Annotated in this window: 17 protein-coding genes; 14 read left to right on the forward strand and 3 right to left on the reverse strand. The window is 36.1% G+C overall.

What is annotated here, in order from left to right:
• Positions 1-596: 596 nt before the first annotated feature.
• Positions 597-1,031 (reverse strand): CBS domain-containing protein, encoded by a 435-nt coding sequence (locus FG390_RS14840; protein ID WP_141191817.1) that lies wholly within the window; start codon positions 1,029-1,031, stop codon positions 597-599.
• Between the two features lie 341 nt (positions 1,032-1,372).
• On the opposite strand from FG390_RS14840, the gene FG390_RS14845 reads away from it, so the two are divergent.
• The 6 genes from FG390_RS14845 (at position 1,373) to FG390_RS14870 (ending at position 5,996) form a co-directional block, all read left to right on the forward strand.
• On the forward strand, positions 1,373-2,488 hold the full coding sequence (locus FG390_RS14845) for a GAF domain-containing sensor histidine kinase (protein WP_141191818.1): 1,116 nt from the start codon (positions 1,373-1,375) through the stop codon (positions 2,486-2,488).
• 9 nt (positions 2,489-2,497) lie between these two features.
• Positions 2,498-3,133 carry a response regulator gene (locus tag FG390_RS14850; protein WP_141191819.1) on the forward strand — a complete coding sequence of 212 codons (636 nt, stop codon included), beginning with the start codon at positions 2,498-2,500 and terminating at the stop codon, positions 3,131-3,133.
• Between the two features lie 275 nt (positions 3,134-3,408).
• On the forward strand, positions 3,409-3,903 hold the full coding sequence (locus tag FG390_RS14855) for a VOC family protein (protein WP_141191820.1): 495 nt from the start codon (positions 3,409-3,411) through the stop codon (positions 3,901-3,903).
• Positions 3,900-4,079 carry a hypothetical protein gene (locus FG390_RS14860; protein WP_141191821.1) on the forward strand — a complete coding sequence of 60 codons (180 nt, stop codon included), beginning with the start codon at positions 3,900-3,902 and terminating at the stop codon, positions 4,077-4,079. The genes FG390_RS14855 and FG390_RS14860 overlap by 4 nt, the downstream gene beginning before the upstream one ends.
• A gap of 210 nt (positions 4,080-4,289) precedes the next feature.
• Positions 4,290-5,132: a YitT family protein gene (locus FG390_RS14865; RefSeq protein ID WP_141191822.1), complete on the forward strand. Its 843-nt coding sequence runs from the start codon at positions 4,290-4,292 to the stop codon at positions 5,130-5,132.
• A 39-nt stretch (positions 5,133-5,171) separates the two neighbouring features.
• On the forward strand, positions 5,172-5,996 hold the full coding sequence (locus FG390_RS14870; protein WP_141191823.1) for a GNAT family N-acetyltransferase: 825 nt from the start codon (positions 5,172-5,174) through the stop codon (positions 5,994-5,996).
• Positions 5,997-6,037: 41 nt separating this feature from the next.
• Here FG390_RS14870 and FG390_RS14875 read toward each other — a convergent pair whose 3' ends face one another.
• Positions 6,038-6,940 (reverse strand): DMT family transporter, encoded by a 903-nt coding sequence (locus tag FG390_RS14875; protein WP_141191824.1) that lies wholly within the window; start codon positions 6,938-6,940, stop codon positions 6,038-6,040.
• Positions 6,941-7,078: 138 nt separating this feature from the next.
• Between FG390_RS14875 and FG390_RS14880 the strand changes: the two genes are divergently transcribed.
• A complete protein-coding gene (locus tag FG390_RS14880; protein ID WP_141191825.1) occupies positions 7,079-7,963 on the forward strand; it encodes a LysR family transcriptional regulator in 885 nt (294 codons plus the stop codon).
• Positions 7,964-8,420: 457 nt separating this feature from the next.
• Positions 8,421-9,647 (forward strand): MFS transporter, encoded by a 1,227-nt coding sequence (locus FG390_RS14885; protein ID WP_141191826.1) that lies wholly within the window; start codon positions 8,421-8,423, stop codon positions 9,645-9,647.
• Between the two features lie 352 nt (positions 9,648-9,999).
• On the opposite strand, the gene FG390_RS14890 is transcribed toward FG390_RS14885, so the two are convergent.
• Positions 10,000-10,503, reverse strand: coding sequence for a GNAT family N-acetyltransferase (locus FG390_RS14890; RefSeq protein WP_141191827.1), 504 nt, complete (start codon positions 10,501-10,503; stop codon positions 10,000-10,002).
• Positions 10,504-10,704: 201 nt separating this feature from the next.
• Between FG390_RS14890 and pepV the strand changes: the two genes are divergently transcribed.
• The 6 genes from pepV to FG390_RS14920 all read left to right on the forward strand — a co-directional run bounded on the left by pepV (position 10,705) and on the right by FG390_RS14920 (position 19,057).
• Positions 10,705-12,120: a dipeptidase PepV gene (pepV, locus tag FG390_RS14895; RefSeq protein WP_181406518.1), complete on the forward strand. Its 1,416-nt coding sequence runs from the start codon at positions 10,705-10,707 to the stop codon at positions 12,118-12,120.
• A gap of 723 nt (positions 12,121-12,843) precedes the next feature.
• Complete coding sequence (locus tag FG390_RS14900; RefSeq protein ID WP_141191829.1) at positions 12,844-14,070, forward strand: glycosyltransferase; 1,227 nt, start codon at positions 12,844-12,846, stop codon at positions 14,068-14,070.
• A gap of 1 nt (position 14,071) precedes the next feature.
• Positions 14,072-15,490 carry a lipopolysaccharide biosynthesis protein gene (locus tag FG390_RS14905; protein ID WP_141191830.1) on the forward strand — a complete coding sequence of 473 codons (1,419 nt, stop codon included), beginning with the start codon at positions 14,072-14,074 and terminating at the stop codon, positions 15,488-15,490.
• Between the two features lie 552 nt (positions 15,491-16,042).
• A complete protein-coding gene (locus FG390_RS14910; RefSeq protein WP_141191831.1) occupies positions 16,043-16,720 on the forward strand; it encodes a sugar transferase in 678 nt (225 codons plus the stop codon).
• A gap of 52 nt (positions 16,721-16,772) precedes the next feature.
• Positions 16,773-18,107: a UDP-glucose 6-dehydrogenase TuaD gene (tuaD, locus tag FG390_RS14915; protein WP_141191832.1), complete on the forward strand. Its 1,335-nt coding sequence runs from the start codon at positions 16,773-16,775 to the stop codon at positions 18,105-18,107.
• A gap of 11 nt (positions 18,108-18,118) precedes the next feature.
• Positions 18,119-19,057, forward strand: coding sequence for an NAD-dependent epimerase/dehydratase family protein (locus FG390_RS14920; protein WP_141191833.1), 939 nt, complete (start codon positions 18,119-18,121; stop codon positions 19,055-19,057).
• Positions 19,058-19,101 lie beyond the last annotated feature (44 nt).

Raw genomic sequence — 19,101 nt, forward strand, 5'->3', positions numbered from 1 at the left:
AGCTCAAATAGGTTTTCGTTTCGAAAAAATGTTGTCTCACGTTATACAAACCAACGTTGTACATATTTTTACTCAAACGACATAAGGTTTTTAGAGCAATATATTCTTTTTTGGTGAGATTTTTTAACATTTGTTTTTGAACACCATATTTTTCGTCTGATGACATTTTGTTATTTCACCTGCCTTTTTTATACCCTTATTATAAGCTGAACGGGAACGTATATTCCACTCCAGACTCCTTATTATATTAGAGCTACCTACTATTCATCCCACGACTGAAGTCGAGGGATGAATAGTAGGGTTCATAGAAAGCAATCAGTGTACCAAATATAACAATGAATACAACGGCAAAAAAGGCGCGAATTGACCATGTTCCGATAAATCGCCAAGGGGGGTGGTGAATCGAGCATCATCCCTTTTGTTTTTGAATACGATACGGGTATACTTGTTGAATTCACCTTGACTTCTCCTCGTCCAAATATCTTTTTCTTCACCATACTGAATTTTTCATCAAATGAACACTGAAATTTTTGTGTATTCCTATGTATAAAAAGAGACATTTGCTATTTAAAAAAGTAACAAATGTCTCTCTTGGTTTATTCACCAATACTTATTTTCTCGTTTTTATAATTTTGTACCTTCTCCGTAAGGTACTCAATGATTTCTCGCCGTCTAATGATTCCAATAAAGATGCCAAGGTCATCCATGACCGGGACGAAATTTTGGGTTAACGATGTATTAATAATATTTTCAATATCATCATTAATTGAAACAGCTTGACTCCGAGTATGTAGTGGTACGTCTTGAAGCATGATTTTACTCGTTTGATTAAAATCAAGTTGTTTCATATTTTTCAGTTTCCATAATAAATCGCCTTCAGTAAGTGTGCCAACATACTTCCCCTCTTGATTAAGAATTGGGACAGCTGTGTAGCGATAGTGTTCCATCTTCTCCATAGCCTGCCTCATGGTCCAATCTTCATATACATATTTCACTTCACTTTTAGGTGTTATAAAAAAAGCAATGTTCATAACCAGTCGTCTCCTTACTTCATATCATCATATTAATACATATGAAACATCAGCAACGGTCATTTAAATTATTCGATGGTTTATCAAAATTCTTTTCCTAAAATCATTAAATGAACGGTTTATTCTTACGATATAGAGAGGAAAAAGGTTACAAAAAGTTGACAATATGTGTGTAAAACATGTTTTAACTCGGGTGACAATTAATTTCTAAGAAAGAGGACTTATCTGTTGTGGTATAGTTTTAATAGATGTTTTTTTCTAAATTTTTTACTTTGTTAACGAATCATGTTGATAATCAAACAAGGATATTTTTAAGTAAGAGATGTAAGGAGGCTGGGAAAATGAGTAATGTTAGCGAATCAGAGTTATTAATATTAAAAGAGATTGCTGAAGTTTTGAATGAAGGTACAGAAATCGATACCATGTTGCAAGATGTGACAAAAAAGTTATTGCATGTCACCGGATTAAAAATGGCTTGGATTTTTCTTGTTGATCACGACATGAGTTTTCGACTAGCAGCTAAAGAAAATTTGCCTCCTGCATTATCAAAAGATAATTATGCACCCATGTGTACGGAAAACTGTTGGTGTATGAATCGATATAAAAGAGGGACGTTAAATAGGGCCTCGAATATTATTCAATGCAAACGGATTGAAGATGTATTGAAAGCCAAAAGCGGGGATACAAAGGGTTTGACCCACCACGCATCTGTTCCTCTTCTTGCGGGGAATGAAAGGTTCGGCATACTCAATATTGGTTCACCAGACAAAACTCATTTTGAATTAGAGGAATTAGCTCTGTTAGAATCTGTGGCATTCCAAATTGGAACGGCTTTAAAAAGAATAACATTGAGTCAAAAGGAACAAGAGAATGCCCTCATATCTGAACGAAATAGACTTGCTAGAGATTTACATGATTCTGTTAACCAACTTTTATTTTCTCTTAATCTAACAGCAAGAGCAGGTAGAGAGTTAACAAGGGATACTAGGTTAATAGAAACGTTTATATATATACAAGATTTAGCACAAGAAGCTCTTGCAGAAATGAAAGCATTGATTTGGCAGCTTAAGCCAAGTGGTCTTGAACATGGAATGGTCAGTGCTTTAAAAGAGTATGGTCGTATGCTAGATTTGGTAATTAAGATTGAGGTAAGTGGAATGGTCGAGTTACCTAGCAAAATTGAAGAAGCCATTTGGCGTATTGGTCAAGAAGCTCTTGCTAATATTAGAAAACATTCTGGTCAAAATGAAGCGAGTCTTCATTTGCATGTTTCGAACCGAGAAGTTATATTAACGATTTCTGATAAAGGCTGCGGATTTGAATATATAGAAAAAAACGATCTTCCCTCTATTGGATTGAGAAGTATGAGAAGTAGAGTCAACGCATTAAACGGTCGTTTTCAATGCTCAAGCAGCCTAGGTAAAGGGACGACCATCAGTGTGAGTATTCCGATATAGGAGGGTATTATGACAATTCGAGTTCTAATAGCTGATGATCACAACGTGGTTCGAAGAGGGCTTGTCTTTTTTTTAAATACACAAAACGATATTGAAATTGTTGGGGAAGCGAAAGATGGAAAAGAAGCCGTAGAAAAAGCTAAAACATTATTGCCAGATTTGATTTTGATTGATCTAAATATGCCTGTTATGAATGGGATTGAAGCGACTCGAGCGATAAAACAAAGCCATGGGCAAATTAAAATTTTAATACTTACAAGTTTTTCAGACCAGGATCATGTCTTGCCAGCCATGGAAGCAGGTGCTGATGGCTATCAGTTAAAAGACATTGAACCTGATGCGCTTATTCATTCCATACATGCTGTGATGCAAGGAGAGAATGACTTGCATCCCAAAGCAACGACGGAAGTTCTTAAGAGCTTGTCGTCAAAAAATAGACATCGGCCAATTGACGATTTAACGAAACGTGAAAAGGATGTTCTGAGGGAGATTGTCAAAGGGAAAAGTAATAAAGAAATAGCATCTGCCTTATTCATTTCTGAGAAAACGGTCAAGACTCATGTCACTAATATATTATCTAAATTAGAATTAGCTGATAGAACACAAGCAGCTGTATACGCAGTTAAATCTGGTTTTTTTAAATAAAATGATTGGTTTTAAGACAACTTAATAAAGTGAGACTTTCACCAGTGGGGATCTTTACTGCCCGTTAAGGTGGGATGATTTAGTTTACCGAACGACGAAAATCCAGTCGTTCGTTTTTTTTTCCTTAATTGCGAATTCCTGTGATTTTCGATTTCTTTTCGTTTGAGTATGAAAATGGCTACGACTAAAGTCTGATGAATGTTTCATCTGTTACGACGATTTCAAAAGAACTCAAAATTAATAGTATAAAAATATACAAAAGGAGTGGTAAAGAGATGGAGACGAAGCACGCAACTTTATATGAGACTCATGTTCAAACAACCCATTTAGAGAGAGCGATCGAGTTTTACCAGAGACTGGATATGGAACTTGCTATTGTTTTACAAAAACGAAGAGTTGCCTTTTTTTGGTTTGGTGGAAAAGGAGATAAAGGTCAGATGCTGGGTGTATGGGAAGTGAATAAAGCAGATTTTGTTCGTAAGCATTTTGCTTTTAAAGTCAGCTTTGATGAACTTAAAAGGATACCAGAATCTCTCAAAAAAAGAGGGATTCCATTAGAAAAGAGCTTTGGACTCGAACCTACCGAGCCTGTTGTTCATGCTTGGATGCCCTCAGCTTGTTACTACTTTAAAGATCCGGACGGTAACTCACTCGAATATCTCACGGTTTTAGAAGGAGAGTCAAGACCGGAATTAGGCGTTATTCATCTAAGTCAATGGGAAAGGATCGCTCAACATCCAAATTTAAATGAAAGTAGGAAGGATAAATGATCAATTATTATGAGATGACACAACTAGCCAAACTCAAACAATCTCAAATAGAAAAAAATGCAAGTCGCGCTTGGTGGCATACCACAAGAAAAGGGAAAAGAAAGAAAGTAACAAAAAGCAAAAAAGTTTCTTGGTTATTTCATTCTAATCATTATGAATGCGTTAAATGTAAATAAAATAGAATGAAAGACTAAACGTGAAAAAACGCATTGACATAACGAACCCTCTCGTAATATATTGAAATTGAAAGTTAATCTAGCGGTATGGCGTTTAAAGAATCAATTAGTTATGGATAAAGATAATCACAAAGTGAAGAATGTATGTCTCTTCTTTCTAAGTACGATAGAATGAAGGGATTTTTTGTGCTTAGAAAGAGGAGGTTTTTAATGAAGACGTTAAAAAGTAAAAATATCATTAATATTTTATTTATAATCACAGGTTCGTTTTTATTTGCAATTGGTATCAATACATTTGTGATTCCACTTAATTTAGGTGAAGGTGGAGTCACTGGACTTTCGATTATTTTGTATTATTTATTTCATCTTTCACCCAGTATTAGTACCTTTGTATTAAATGGCATTTTATTAATCATTGGATATAAATTTTTAGATAAAAAAACATGTATTTATACCATTATTGCGGTGGTATTCAATTCGATCTTTCTTCATATAACAGCTGGTTGGGTCATACATTTACATGAACATCTAATTGGAGTGGCTTTTGGCGGTGTTATCTCAGGACTTGGAATTGGAATGGTGCTTAAAGCAGGTGGAACAACCGCAGGATCAGCCATCCTAGCGAGAATTGCTAATAAGTACTTAGATTGGAACCTAAGCTACGCCCTTTTATTCTTCGATCTGATCGTTGTCTTTTGTTCATTGTTTATTATTGGGGCTGAAAAAGTGATGTTAACGATTGCGATGCTCTATATTGGAACAAAAGTGATTGATTTTGTTGTTGAAGGATTAAATACGAAAAAAGCTGTGACCATCATTTCGGATTATAAAGATGAGATCGCTCGAGAAATTAATCAAACGTTAGACCGTGGTGTGACCATTCTTAATGGACGTGGAAACTATACGCAAGCTTCCAGAGAAGTCATTTATGCGGTTATTAATAAACAAGAATTAATTAAACTAAAGAAAATTATTCGTAAGATTGATCATAATGCTTTTGTGATTATTCACGATGTGCGAGATGTCTTTGGTAAGGGATTTTTAGATATATAAGAGGTTGTTCATATATTACTTAAGAAAAGAGATTAATATATGTTAAATAAGGTGCAATTAAAAAAAATCCAACAGCTTCAAAAACTATGCGAGGCACATGATGGCATTCATCTAAAATTAAATATAGAGATTTTGAGAGAAAGGGAAGAAGAGGAGTGCGACTATTTTCATTATATTAATGGAAGATTGGCCGGTTATCTTGCTTTATATCCTTTTGGTCAAGAGGTCGAACTATGCGGCATGGTGCATCCGGAATATCGAAGACAAGGCATTATGTCTTTATTGTTTAAACAAGCGCTAGAGGTTATAGAAAAGAAAAAATACAAGAAAATAAGATTAAATGCACCAGCTAAATCAATAACAGCAAAAGCTTTTTTCGATCAACTACCTTGTCATTATTCTTTTACCGAATATCAAATGAAATGGGTCAAACAAGAATTAGCAGATCAGGATAACCTCGTTTCGATAAGATATGCCACTAGGGATGATTATCAAACGGAGATCCAAATTGATGTTCAATGTTACGGTATGTCAGAGAAGGAAGCAGAGGAAGAATATTATGAATTAAAGCAAGAAACAGGATGGCGGTTTTATATTATAGAAAATGATGGCGTTCCGATAGGAAAAATTCGTGTTGAACAAAATGAAGACGAATCTTGGATATATGGTTTTGCTATCTATCCTGAATTTCAAGGGAAGGGTTTTGGGAGAGAGTCATTAAAGAAAATTCTGGCTTTGGAAAAGGATAAGAATGAGATCTGCATTGAAGTTGCAGCAACGAATCGAGCAGCCCTTCATTTGTATAAGTCATGTGGATTCACCGTATTTGAGGTACAAGATTATTATGACTATCGATTAATTTAAAAAGGAAGAGGATCGCCCTCTTCCTTTGCTTTTTTTATACATCAATGTTTATGCACGCGAATATGTAAACGCCATTTTTTGGCTTGCCAAAGCTTATTAAAATTAAATTCGGCTATCATGGTACCTGATAAGATAAAGCCTGCCCCAATAATTCCCTTTGGTGACAGAATATCACCTAAGAATAGAAAGGCAAAAAAGGCGGCAAAGACGGGTTCTAATGAGAAAATTAACCCAGCTGCCGTAGGAGTGGTATACTTTTGAGCAACCGTTTGGCCAATAAATCCAAAAGCACTGCAAAGTAATCCTAATCCTAAAACAGAAATCCAAGATGATGTACTTGCCGGCCATTGTGGAGCTTCAAAAAAGGAGGCAAAAAGAAAGCCAAAGGCGCCCGTAAAGCCGAGTAGACAGATTCCAAGAGCAAGTGAATCAACATGTTTGGTGAATTTCCCATTTATAAAGATAAAAACGGCATTGGTAAGGGCACCAAAAATACATAGTAAATCACCGAAGTTTATTTGCAGGTGATTATTAATAGTTAGTAGCCCTGTTCCTATAAGTGTAAAAATTAGTCCTCGCAATGTGCGTTTATTTGGTTTTATTTTTGAGTGACACCAAGTGATAAGAGGGACAAAAAGAACGGTTAAACTAATAAGAAATCCTGCGTTGGAAGCTGTTGTTAGTTTCACTCCGTAAGTAATAAATATAAAAGAAATGAATAAAATGAGTCCTAAAATAAAGGCATATTTGATTGTAGATTTATTGAGTTTAAGCAGCCTTTTGTAAAAAAGAGCACTTGATGCAATAAAACCTAGTCCGAATCTCATGGCTATTAAATGAAGCGGTTCAAGAGAATCAAGCCCCATTTTCATAAACAAATAAGATAACCCCCAAAACATTGTGACCAAGACCAATAAGATATTTGCTTTCGACTGCTGAGCCAACGTTCATACCCTCTTCTATCTAAAAATTTAAGTTTCACTTTTCATTGTTCAACAGAATTATATATGAGAAAATGGAATTAAAAAAATGAATAATAATGAAGTTACAAATGAAAAAAATTCATGTAAGAGGTGGCCATTTTGTCACTTGTAAAATTTCAAATTATAAAGGCCGTTGTTGATCTCGGAAGCATTACAAGAGCAGGGGAAACATTAAATTTGACGCAATCAGCGATAAGTCATGCGATTACGAGTTTAGAAAAAGAATACGGCTTCTCGCTACTAACAAGATCACGTTCTGGTATCAAGTTGACGCCAAATGGTAGAGTCGTTTTGCATTATATTGAAGAGATGCTGCATACAAGTGAAAAAATGAAACAAGTCATTGCCGAAATAAATGGTCTTGAGATAGGAACGGTCACAATTGGAACTTTCTCGAGTGTGTCAGTCCAATGGCTTCCAGATATCATCAGAACGTTTAAACAACAATTTCCCCGTATAGAAGTTAAATTGCATGAAGGCGGTTATCAAGACATTCATCAATGGATCCTTAATGGAGATGTCGATTTCGGTTTTGTTTCTTTACCTATATCAGAGAAGTTTGATGTCATAACGTTAAAAAAAGATAAAATGCTTTGTATTCTCCCTCAATCACACCCATTGTCTCAAAATGACATCATTGCATTTTCAGATCTACGGAATGAACCTTTTATCATGCCTATGACAAAAGGCGGATGCGGTCTTGATGTTAAGCGTGTCTTTAAAAAACACCGCTTTGCACCAAAAACTATATTTGAGTTGAAAGATGATCAAGCCATTATATCCATGGTGAATAATGGGCTTGGGGTTAGTATTCTACCTGAAATGGTTCTTTCTAATCTTCCGAGTACAGTTCGAGCTGTAAACATAGAAGGAAAGGAAGACTACCGTTTAATCGGCATGGCCGCACATGCCTTCCATCGTGCAGCCCCAGCCACCCAGAAATTTATTAAATGTGTGGAAAATTGGATTAAGGAGCAGGAATGAAAAATAGAAGATATAATATAATACAGAGAAATTCTAAAAACTTCATTTTTGTATAACAGGTTTGTCTTCAAAGGTGTAAACAAGTAACCACAATCAAAAACAAAACAAAATTTATCTGTAAATTTAAAATATTGAATATAATATTTAAAGTCAATGCATAAGGATGAGAAGTTTATTTTATCCCCCAAACGTTCTCATCTTTATAGGCATACTCGAAAGGAGTACATGTAAAATGCTAATTAGTCCGATTTAAAATTCCCCTATAAGTGCGTGTTCAAAAAGGTGACAAATTAGAAGCAAGAAGATCAAGGCGGCGCCGTTTTGATGACCGGAATGTAGGTTTTTACTACATGAGGACCGGAAAAACAAGCCAACGCCGAGATTCGTAGCTTATCATTTGGTGACTTTTTGAACAACCTCTATAAAAAATCAACAAACTAAAAAATGGGGGATAACATTGAAATCAAATCGTAATTTTATTTTTCTAATGCTGGGTCAGTCGGTAGCTAATATAGGTGATGTATTATACATTGTTGCTATTATTAGTGTTTTATACAAATTAACTCAGTCTGCGACTGTCTCATCGTTTGTTCCATTCTCAATAACTTTTGCTATGTTTATATCAAGCATCTTAACGCCACTGTTAATTGAAAAGTTTAATTTAAAGTCACTTTTACTATCGTCCCAAATAGGCAAAACAGTATTATTGATAGGATTAGGCATTTTTATGATGAATAGTTTAAATTCAAGAAATTATTATCTGATTTTTATAATTATTGTTGGTGTTGCCCTTCTTGATGGATGTGCAAATCCAATTAAGCAGACCTTAATCCCTTATTATGTTGAGGATAACTTACTAATCAAGGCGAATGGAATATCTGAAACAATGACACAATCTATCCAAATTGGGACTTGGTTTTTCGGGAGTTTACTTTTAATTGTATTCAACGCAAACCAGTTAATTTGGTTCGTTATGGTTTTATTCTCTATATCCAGCATCCTTTTGAGCTTTTTGAACAAAGTAGAATACGAAGCAGAAAATCAAGAACAAAAATGGACAGTATTAACGAGAGGGTGGAAATCAATTAATCATAACCCTCTATTAGGAAAAGTCGTATGGATGGAGTTTCTCGAAACTGTTGCAAGCTCGGTTTGGATTGCAGCAATATTGTATGTATTTGTTGAAAAGGCATTAAAGGTACAGGAACAATGGTGGGGGTTCATAAATAGTTCTTTTTTTATCGGTTTAGTTTTAGGTAGTATATTGTGTATCAAATTTTCTCGTTTGGTAGATGAAAAAAGAAATGTTTTTATCATGACAGGAGCTCTAATGACCTGTGTTTGTACCATTCTTTTCGGTACAACAAGTGTTCCGGTGATGGCATTGATATTATCAACCTTAATTGGTCTGTTTGGACAGTTAAAAAATATTCCACAACAGACATTGATACAAACAAGTGTTTCAAAGGAACAATTAGCAACGGTTTATACTTCTATTGGTACAATTTCAACAGGTGTATTTGGCGTTTCGTCACTGGTCATGGGATTAATTTCAGATTACTTCGGGGTAAGGAGCGTTTTTATTCTATCAGGTATCTTACTTGCAATAGTTAGTTTAATCACATTTAAAAATAGAAAATTGTTTGTAAAGGACGGTAGAAGGCAATCGAGTTCGTTAAGGTAGATAAAAATGAAATAGGGGTTAAATCCACAATAAAAGGGCTTGGAAATCCAAGCTTTTTTATGTGAGTTTGTTTGTGATTGTTATTGTGAAAAGCCTGCTAATGATACTTCGTTTTAATCTGTTTTTAAAGAACATTATTCTATCTATTAAAGGAAATAGTCATTTAGTTATGCAAATTACAAAATGAGTAGATGCTATAGTAATAGAGCAATTGGAAAAAGGTAAATTAACATTAACAAATTCCGTTGATCATCGACGTAAAGCGCTATGAATTTATTAAACAAACGTTTAATTAAACCATGGTGGCATGAGTACTGCCACGGTAGCTTGTTAGAGAAGAGTTTAAGATGTTTTACTCTTTGGTTCCTGAGTATATCGCATGATTTTTGTTGAAAATAAACGCTTCCTTTTCCTTAGTAAAACCGATTTTTTCAGCGACTCGAATAGATGCCCTATTACTAGGGTCAATAATACTTATTAATTTCTCTAAGCCCAGTTGATAAAAGCCATATTCCTTACAGGCGCTAGCTGCTTCCGTTGCTAGGCCATTTGACCAAAATTTTTTGTTGATATGATAGCCAATTTCGACTTCATTTTGATTGTCCACTTTTTGTTTAACGAGTCCACAGTCACCAATCAGGGCCCTTGTTTCTTTTAAACAAACAGCCCATAATCCATAGCCAACTTCTTTGTATCTAAGTTGATTTCGCTTAACCCACTCTGTGGTTTCTTTAATAGTAAACGGTGCAGGATAAAACGTCATCGTTTCTTTATCTGAAAAAACGTCATGTATGGATTTTATATCCTCGTCTAAATAAGGTCTCAAATAGAGTCGATCCGTTTCAAGAATAATCATTTCTTAACCTTCACTTTCTTAGAGTTTGACAAATGTGCTGCATACCTCTTAACACAATATTACCAAAAGGGTGTCATAAGTATAACTCTTTCATTCAGTAAAAAGTTGAAAATTGATTCATTAACGTAAAAAGGTCTATACTGGTAAAAGGATTGAATCACCATTTACAGACAAAGAAATCCAGTTGAAAGAAGTGATATTATGAATAAATTAAATTTTACTTTAAACAAAGATGCTTTTTTAAAGGATCTGTTTGATTTATTAGCTATTCCAAGTGTAAAGGATGTCGAACATGCCAAGCCAGGTGAACCCTTTGGTCCTGAGATAGCACGGGCGCTTGGTCAGCTATTGGAACTAGGAGAAAAAGAAGGTTTTAGAACAAAAAATATAGACGGCTATGCGGGTTATATCGAGTACGGACCTGAAGAGGCAGAAGATTATATTTCGATATTAGGTCATACCGATGTCGTTCCTGCAACGGGTAACTGGACAAATCCTCCATTTGAACCTTATGTAAAAGACGGTAAAATCTATGCTCGAGGTGCAATTGATGATAAAGGACCGACAATGGCTGCCTTCTATGGATTGAAAGCGGTCAAAGATTCAGGTCTGCCAATCAAGCATCGAATTAGGCTTGTCATAGGTACAGATGAAGAAAGTGGCTGCAACTGTATGAAGTATTACAACACGAAAGAACCCATGGCTTTATTTGGGTTTGCACCTGATGCAGAGTTCCCATTGATATATGCAGAAAAAGGCCGGATACATACACGTTTAGATTATAAAGTTCAACAACACGGTAAGGATTCAGATCTCGTCTTAGTTCAATTTTCATCTGGTGAAAGAATTAACATGGTTCCAGATCAGGCTTATGCTGTCATTTCTGGATCCCGAGCAAATGATGCGGTAGATAAAATAAAACAAGCGTTAGACAACGAGCAAACTGTCTATTCCGTTGAACAAGTGGATGATGGTTGGAAGGTCACGGTCAAAGGGACGTCAGCTCACGGTTCAGAGCCTTATGGCGGCGTGAATGCAGCATTTTTACTTGCTAATGGGTTAAAAGAGGCTCCATTCTCAGATGCTGAAAAACCATTTATTTCTTTTTTAGCTAATACGTTGAATAACGATTTTTATGGGGAAAATTTAGGTATTCCATTTAAAGATGACATTACCGATCGCTTAACCGTGAATGCTGGCATTGTAAGGTTTGATAACTCGCAAGGAGGCTCAGTATCCCTCGATATTAGATGCCCGGTTACAGCTCCGTTAGATGAGTTAATAGAGACGTTAACTTCGGAAGTTAAAAAACAAGGATTTGAGATCGGTGAATTAATAAAAAATGAACCGTTGTATGTGGACCAAAAACATCCAGGCGTTCAAATTTTAAAAAAGGTATATGAAGAAAATACAGGGGAGAAAAATGTTGAACTCTTAACAAGCGGTGGAGGTACCTATGCTCAGTATTTAGATGCCGGGGTCGCTTTTGGAGCTTGTTTCCCAGGTAAACCATACACTGGTCACCAAGTGGATGAATATATTGAATTGGACGATTTAGTACTAGCAACGTCAATTTATGCAGATGCCATCTATAACCTGGCCAATATGGAGAAATAAAAAAATAAATATGAATGCCCAATGAATACATCTTCATTGGGTTTTTTTCCGCTTTGAAGTGGCTCAGTACCCTTTCGAAGTGGTGCAATTCCGTTTTGAAATGGCGCAATCCCTTTCGAAGTGGCGCAATTCCGCTATGAAGTGGCGCAATTCCGTTTGAAGTGGCGCAATTCCGCATCGAAGTGGCGCAATTCCGTTTGAAGTGGCGCAATTTCGCATCGAAGTGGTGCAATTCTGTTTGAAGTGGTGCAATTCCGTTTGAAGTGGCGCAATTCCGCTTTGAAGTAGCGCAATTCCGCTTTGAAGTGGCGCAATTCCATTCCAAAGTAGCTCAATCTATCCAGAAAGTAGCACAAATTCATCCATGATGTGGCTGGATCTTCTCAATTGTAAATTTATCAACATTGACTCTTGCTTAAAAATACGATACAAATGTTATAAGTCTAGTTATTTCCTCTTATTTAACATGTATTGACACACTCACATTATTTTGTTTATCAATTTGCCCCTTACTATGATAAAAGCTCTTATAGTGCGTGTTCAAAAAGGTGACAAACGAAAAGGGTTACTGGCTAAGTACACTGGCATCCTGCCAGAACGCCAGTACTAGCTCGTCCTGGGCGTCGGAAGATCAAGGCGGCGCCGAGATGCGTAGCTTATCATTTGGTAACTTTTTGAATAACCTCTTATAGAATCAGAGAATGATGAGGACGTGTCATAACAATGAATATATTATATATTGTTGGTGAATTTCCAAAGTTGTCACAGACATTTATCTTAAATCAGATCACGGGTTTAATTGATGCTGGGCATCATGTTACTGTATTAGCTAAAAAAAGTGAATCCAATCATAAAATACATGAAGATGTCTCAAAATATCATCTGCTCGATCATGTGATTTATTATGATGAAAATGGGCGCGACAGTAAATTTTTTAAAGGATTGACGTTCATTAAGTCAATTTTCAGCTTTGGTTACAGTCAACTACTCCACAAAAACCATCCTATACATTTATCATGGAAAGTTTTGCTGAGCTCTCCTAACTTAATATTGTTATACAACCGATTGAAGAAAGAACCTTTGCTTGATATTGATGTCGTTCATGCTCATTTCGGTCCAAATGGCTTGCTCGCGCACAGGTTAATTCAAATGGGACTAATCCGTGGGCAGTTATTTACGACATTTCATGGTTACGACATGTTACGGTTTATTAAACAAAAAGGTGATGATGTTTACACAGACCTTTTTCAATCGAAGACGGTCCTACTTCCCATTAGCAACTTCTGGAAAAGAAAACTAGAAGGAATGGGAGCAAATCCCGCTCGGACGATTGTTCATCATATGGGAATTGATGTTGATAAATTTGAATATCACCCGATCAAAATGAGCCAAGATATAAAAATCATGTCGATTGCTAGATTTGTAGAAAAAAAGGGTTTGATTTATGGCATCCAAGCTGTATCTAAGCTAATCAAGAAAGGCTATAATATCACCTACTCGATGATTGGTGGCGGACCGCTTGAGAAAGAGTTTCGTTCAATGATTTCAAATGAAGGACTCGAAGATCACATTCGATTGCTTGGTTGGAAAACGCAAGAACAAGTGATCGAGATAATGAAGGAATCTCATGTGGTTTTACTTCCAAGTGTAACGAGTCATGATGGTGATATGGAAGGGATTCCGGTTATTTTAATGGAAGCGATGGCGATGGGAAAAATTGTTGTTTCAACGTATCATAGTGGTATTCCAGAGCTAATTGAACACGGGGTTAATGGTTTTCTCGTGGAGGAAAGGAATGTAGATGAATTAGTACATACTCTGGCTGATATATTTAGTCTAGAAGACTCTATCTCTATTTCAAAACAGGCGAGAGAAACCGTATTAAATCAATATAATATCGATAAACTTAACAGGCGATTAATCGATACTTTTGAAAGGAAAACCCATTAATATGAACCCATTCGTGAAAAAACTCATTGGTTTTTCAATAGGTCCAATTGGTGGCGCGTTTATCGCTTTTATCACAATCCCGCTAACGACACATTTTATCTCGCCAAATGAATATGGAAGAGCAAGTATGTTTGCGTTATTTCAAGTTCTTATAGGGACGTTCTTATACTTAGGGATTGATCAAGCATATACAAGAGAATTTCACTCGAGCAAGAATCGTGTCCACTTGTTTAAAAACGCCCTCATGATTCCTTTAATCTTATCGCTAGTTGTTTTCTTGCTCATTTGTTTAAATGCCAAAACGGTTTCTCTTTTATTGTTTGATAAGAGGGATTATATTTTAGCCTCTGTTTTGTTTGGGCTGATGCTTATTTTTATTGTTTTTGAACGATTTATTCTTCTATCCATTCGAATGCAGGAAAAAGCAGTTGAATACTCGGTGTTTAATATCTTGATCAAATGTGCGATATTGATCCTTACATTAATCTATATCATTTTTATTCGGCAAGACTTTTTGGCAGTGGTTTATTCAACCGTTTTTGGTCAAATGGCGGGGGATTTTTATCTGATCATAAGGTATAGACATTTATTAAACTTTTATCGTTTTGACATTGATAGAGATCTTATTAAGCAGCTCTTAAAGTTTGGTGTTCCTTTGATTGTCGCAGCATCTGTCGCTAGCTTGTTAAATTCAATAGATCGACTAGCCTTAAGAACATGGAGCAACTTTTTCGAGATAGGGATCTTTACTGCCACTTTAAAAATAGCCGCCGTATTATCTGTTGTTCAATCTAGTTTTACTAATTTCTGGGTTCCTACGGCGTATCGTTGGTTCAACGAGCACAAACCAATCACCCATTATAAATGTATTAGTGATGGTGTGTTATTGTTTATGTCATTATTATTTTGCTGCATCCTGATCTTCAAAGACGGAATTATTATCTTGTTATCACCAAACTATCATGATGCTATTTATATAATAGGCTTTTTGTGTCTGCAGCCTGTCATGTATACGATTAGCGAGACAACGACCTTAGGAATTGTCTTTTCAAAGAAGAGTTATTTGAATATATGGGTGAGTTTAGTGGCTGTCATACCCAATCTTCTCTTAAATCTTCTCTTGGTTCCAAGGTTAGGTGCCGTTGGTGCTGCTATCTCTACGGGTGTTTCTTATATCTTCTTTTTTTGGGGAAGAAGTTTCTTCTCAAATCGAAATTGGAATGGATTTTCATTAACAAAGCATTTCTGGGTTATTTTAATCCTGTTTACGGGTGCTTTATTAAACAGTTTACATCTAAACTATATTGTTATCATAAACATTGGAATGTTATTACTTACAGTGGCTGTGCAAATTCCTACAGTTAGACAGCTTCGGTCGATTTATACGAAACGTGATAAATCAGAATGGGATTTTACTTAACAAATAGCAGTATTTAAAAGGGTTGAATGTGAAAGAATTTTCGCATTCAACCCTTTTTAACACTTAAAGTGCGTGTTCAAAAAGGTGACAAATTAGAAGCAAGAAGGCTAAGAGCGGCGCTGTTTTGAGGACCGGCATTCCACATGACGTGGTAGCTTCAGGCGCCCGCCACAGGACGTGAGCGATTTTAGTTGAAGGTCCTCCTGTATCCCACTACATGAGGACCGGAAAAACAAGAGGGCGCCGAGATTCGTAGCTTATCATTTGGTGACTTTTTGAACAACCTCTTAAAGAAAAAAATTAAGGTATAAAACTAAGCCTCTGTCTGCGCCTTTAGGCTGGCCAATCGGCGTTTTCTTTATTTGAACGGAAACCCATTTTGACGCATTAAATATTAGAAAACAACCATCATTTAGAACAAAGCAAATTTAAAATAAATTAACAATTATTTACGATTTATTCATCATATCTCAACAGAGGCTTTATATTGCTTCTTTATAATCAATCACAAGGGCGCAAGTTTAATTCAAAATTCTGTGAGGTGCAACACCAATGAATGCTGAAAAAAGTATGGAATATTTTATGGAAGACTCTACAGAAAATTCTACAGAAAGCCAAACAGCATTGAAAGTTTTTTCAACGAAAAGATTAAAAAAATACTTGTACGTAAAAAGGATAACGGATATTTTCCTTGCAAGTATTGGTGTGGTCTTGGCGCTTCCAATTATTTTTATTTCGGCTTTACTTATTGTTTTAGAAACACCAGGCTCACCTTTTTACACACAAGAAAGGGTTGGGAAAAACGGTAAGAAATTTAAATTAATTAAGTTACGTTCAATGCGAACAGATGCAGAAAAGTTAGGAGCAAAATGGGCTGAAGCGAATGACCCTCGCGTCACAAGGGTTGGGGCAATCATTCGAAAAACACGGATAGATGAATTGCCTCAGTTACTATGTGTTTTAAAAGGAGATATGTCCATGATAGGTCCGCGACCCGAGAGACCTATGTTTACTGAACAGTTTAATCGTGAAATCGAAGGATTTAAAAATCGCTTACTTGTCAAGCCGGGTTTAACAGGCCTTGCTCAAGTCAATGGTGGATACGATATCTCACCAAGAGAAAAATTACAATACGATTTAACATACATTGATAATTTATCAATGCTCTTGGAACTGAAAATCATGATAAAAACAGTCAAAGTCCTATTTACAGGTGAAGGTGCACGTTAATGGTTACAAATGATACATCCTATTTAAGCTAACAGGAAGGGATCGATAGATTTTGAAAAACATAGCGGTTATCGGAACGGGATATGTTGGACTCGTCTCAGGTGTATGTTTCAGTGAAGCTGGAAATCACGTTATTTGCTGTGATATTGATCAAGGAAAGATCAATGGTTTGAAAAGAGGTATCATTCCAATTTTTGAACCGGGTTTAAACCAGCTTGTTAATAAAAATGTTGCTGGAGATCGATTGAGTTTTACAAGTGATATTCCTGAAGCGATACAAAAGGCAGAGATCATCATTATAGCGGTCGGGACACCTATGTCACGTACAGGTGAAGCGGACTTAACCTACATCAAACAAGTCGCTAAAACCATAGGAAAACATTTAAATGGATATAAAATTGTCGTGAATAAAAGCACGGTCCCTGTTGGCACTGGGAAAATGGTCAAAAACCTTATTAGTGAAATTTCAAGAGATCGATATGCTTTTGATGTCGTATCTAATCCCGAATTTTTACGTGAAGGAGTAGCCGTTAAGGATACGATGCAAATGGAACGGGCTGTGATTGGTGCATCAAGTGCAAAAGCGATGGAGGTTATGGTCCAATTGCATCAGCCATTTACTACAAAGGTCGTAAAAACAACCATAGAAAGTGCTGAAATGATAAAGTATGCAGCTAATGCTTTTTTGGCGACAAAGATTTCTTTCATGAATGATATTGCGAACATTTGTGAACGAGCTGAAGCTGACGTTACAAAAGTATCAGAAGGGATTGGATTAGATAGTCGTATAGGGCAAAAATTTCTTCAAGCTGGTGTCGGTTTTGGCGGTTCATGCTTTCCGAAAGATACAGCCGCTTTATTACATATTGCCGAATCCTTTGGCTACGATTTTAAATTAATTAAAGCCGTGATGGAAACAAATATAGGTCAAAGAATTCAGATAATTAAAAAGGTGGAATCAATACTCGGATCATTGGAAGGAAAGTCGATCAGTATTCTTGGTTTAGCGTTTAAACCGAATACCAATGACATGAGATATGCCCCTGCGTTGGATATTATTCCTCAGTTAAATCATTTAGGAGCAAATGTTAAAACATTTGACCCAATTGCCATTCCAGAGGCAAAAAAACAACTAGGTTACATCTGCTCATATTCGGATGATCTGTATGAAACGATTCAAGGAACTGATGCTTGTGTGATTTTAACTGGTTGGAAGGAAATTAAAAATCTTGATCTAGAAAAAACAAAAAGGTTAATGAATCAGCCATTAGTTGTCGATGGACGAAATCTTTTTGATCTAACGACGATGCAAAACCTTGGTTTCACTTACGTTTCTGTCGGAAGACCCGTAGTGTACGGCGAAACAACATTTTCAAATATCATTTAGGGGGTTTTATTATGGATCGAGTGATTGTAACTGGCGGAGCGGGATTTATTGGTTCACACATTGTCGAAGAGTTATTACGTGAGAATTATAAAGTGATGGTTATTGATAATTTTTCAACTGGACATCGGCATCATTTGGAGCAGCTACCTATCGATGTCTATACATTTGATATTACAAATCCTGATGTAATGGATTTAATCATATCCTTGCACCCAGATTATATTATTCATGAAGCAGCCCAGATCAGTGTGGCCAATTCCGTAAAAGATATCTTGAATGATGAAAATGTGAATGTGAAAGGATCTCTCCATGTTATTAAGGCAGCGATTAAAGCAAATGTAAAAAAAGTCGTATTCGCTTCATCAGCGGCTGTTTACGGGAATCCCATAACATTGCCTGTGTCAGTCGATCATCCTACTAGGCCAGAATCACCCTATGGATTAACCAAATTAACCGTGGAGCATTATTTAAAGATGGCTTATAAATTTTACGGTCTCTCCTATGGGATATTGAGATATAGCAATGTTTATGGTCCGAGACAGGATGCGAAAGGAGAAGGCGGGGTCGTTGCTATTTTTTCTGAATGCATGAGAAACGGGAAAGCCCCTACTATATTTGGCGATGGCAAGCAGACAAGAGATTTTATCTTTGTAAGGGATGTTGCATCGGCTAACGTCAAAGCCTTAAAGGTAGATAAAAATATTTCTGTGAATATCTCTTCAGGCTACTCCATTACGATTAATCAACTCCTTGAAACAATGAAAAAGGCAGCCAATAGCCAACTAAGCGTTCATTATGCAGACGCTCGCCAAGGAGATATTCGGGATAGTTTGCTATCAAATGAAGAAACGAAACGTCTACTAGGATGGACACCTTGTATGGATTTATTTCAAGGGCTAAGAGAAACGATTTATGAACCAAATCAATACAAGAAATTACAGAAATTATAAGGTTACATTTTGAAATTGGAATACAAGGGAGTAAAGGTATGGAA

It is taken from the genome of Terrilactibacillus laevilacticus (assembly GCF_006517395.1).
Lineage (GTDB): Bacteria > Bacillota > Bacilli > Bacillales > Sporolactobacillaceae > Terrilactibacillus > Terrilactibacillus laevilacticus.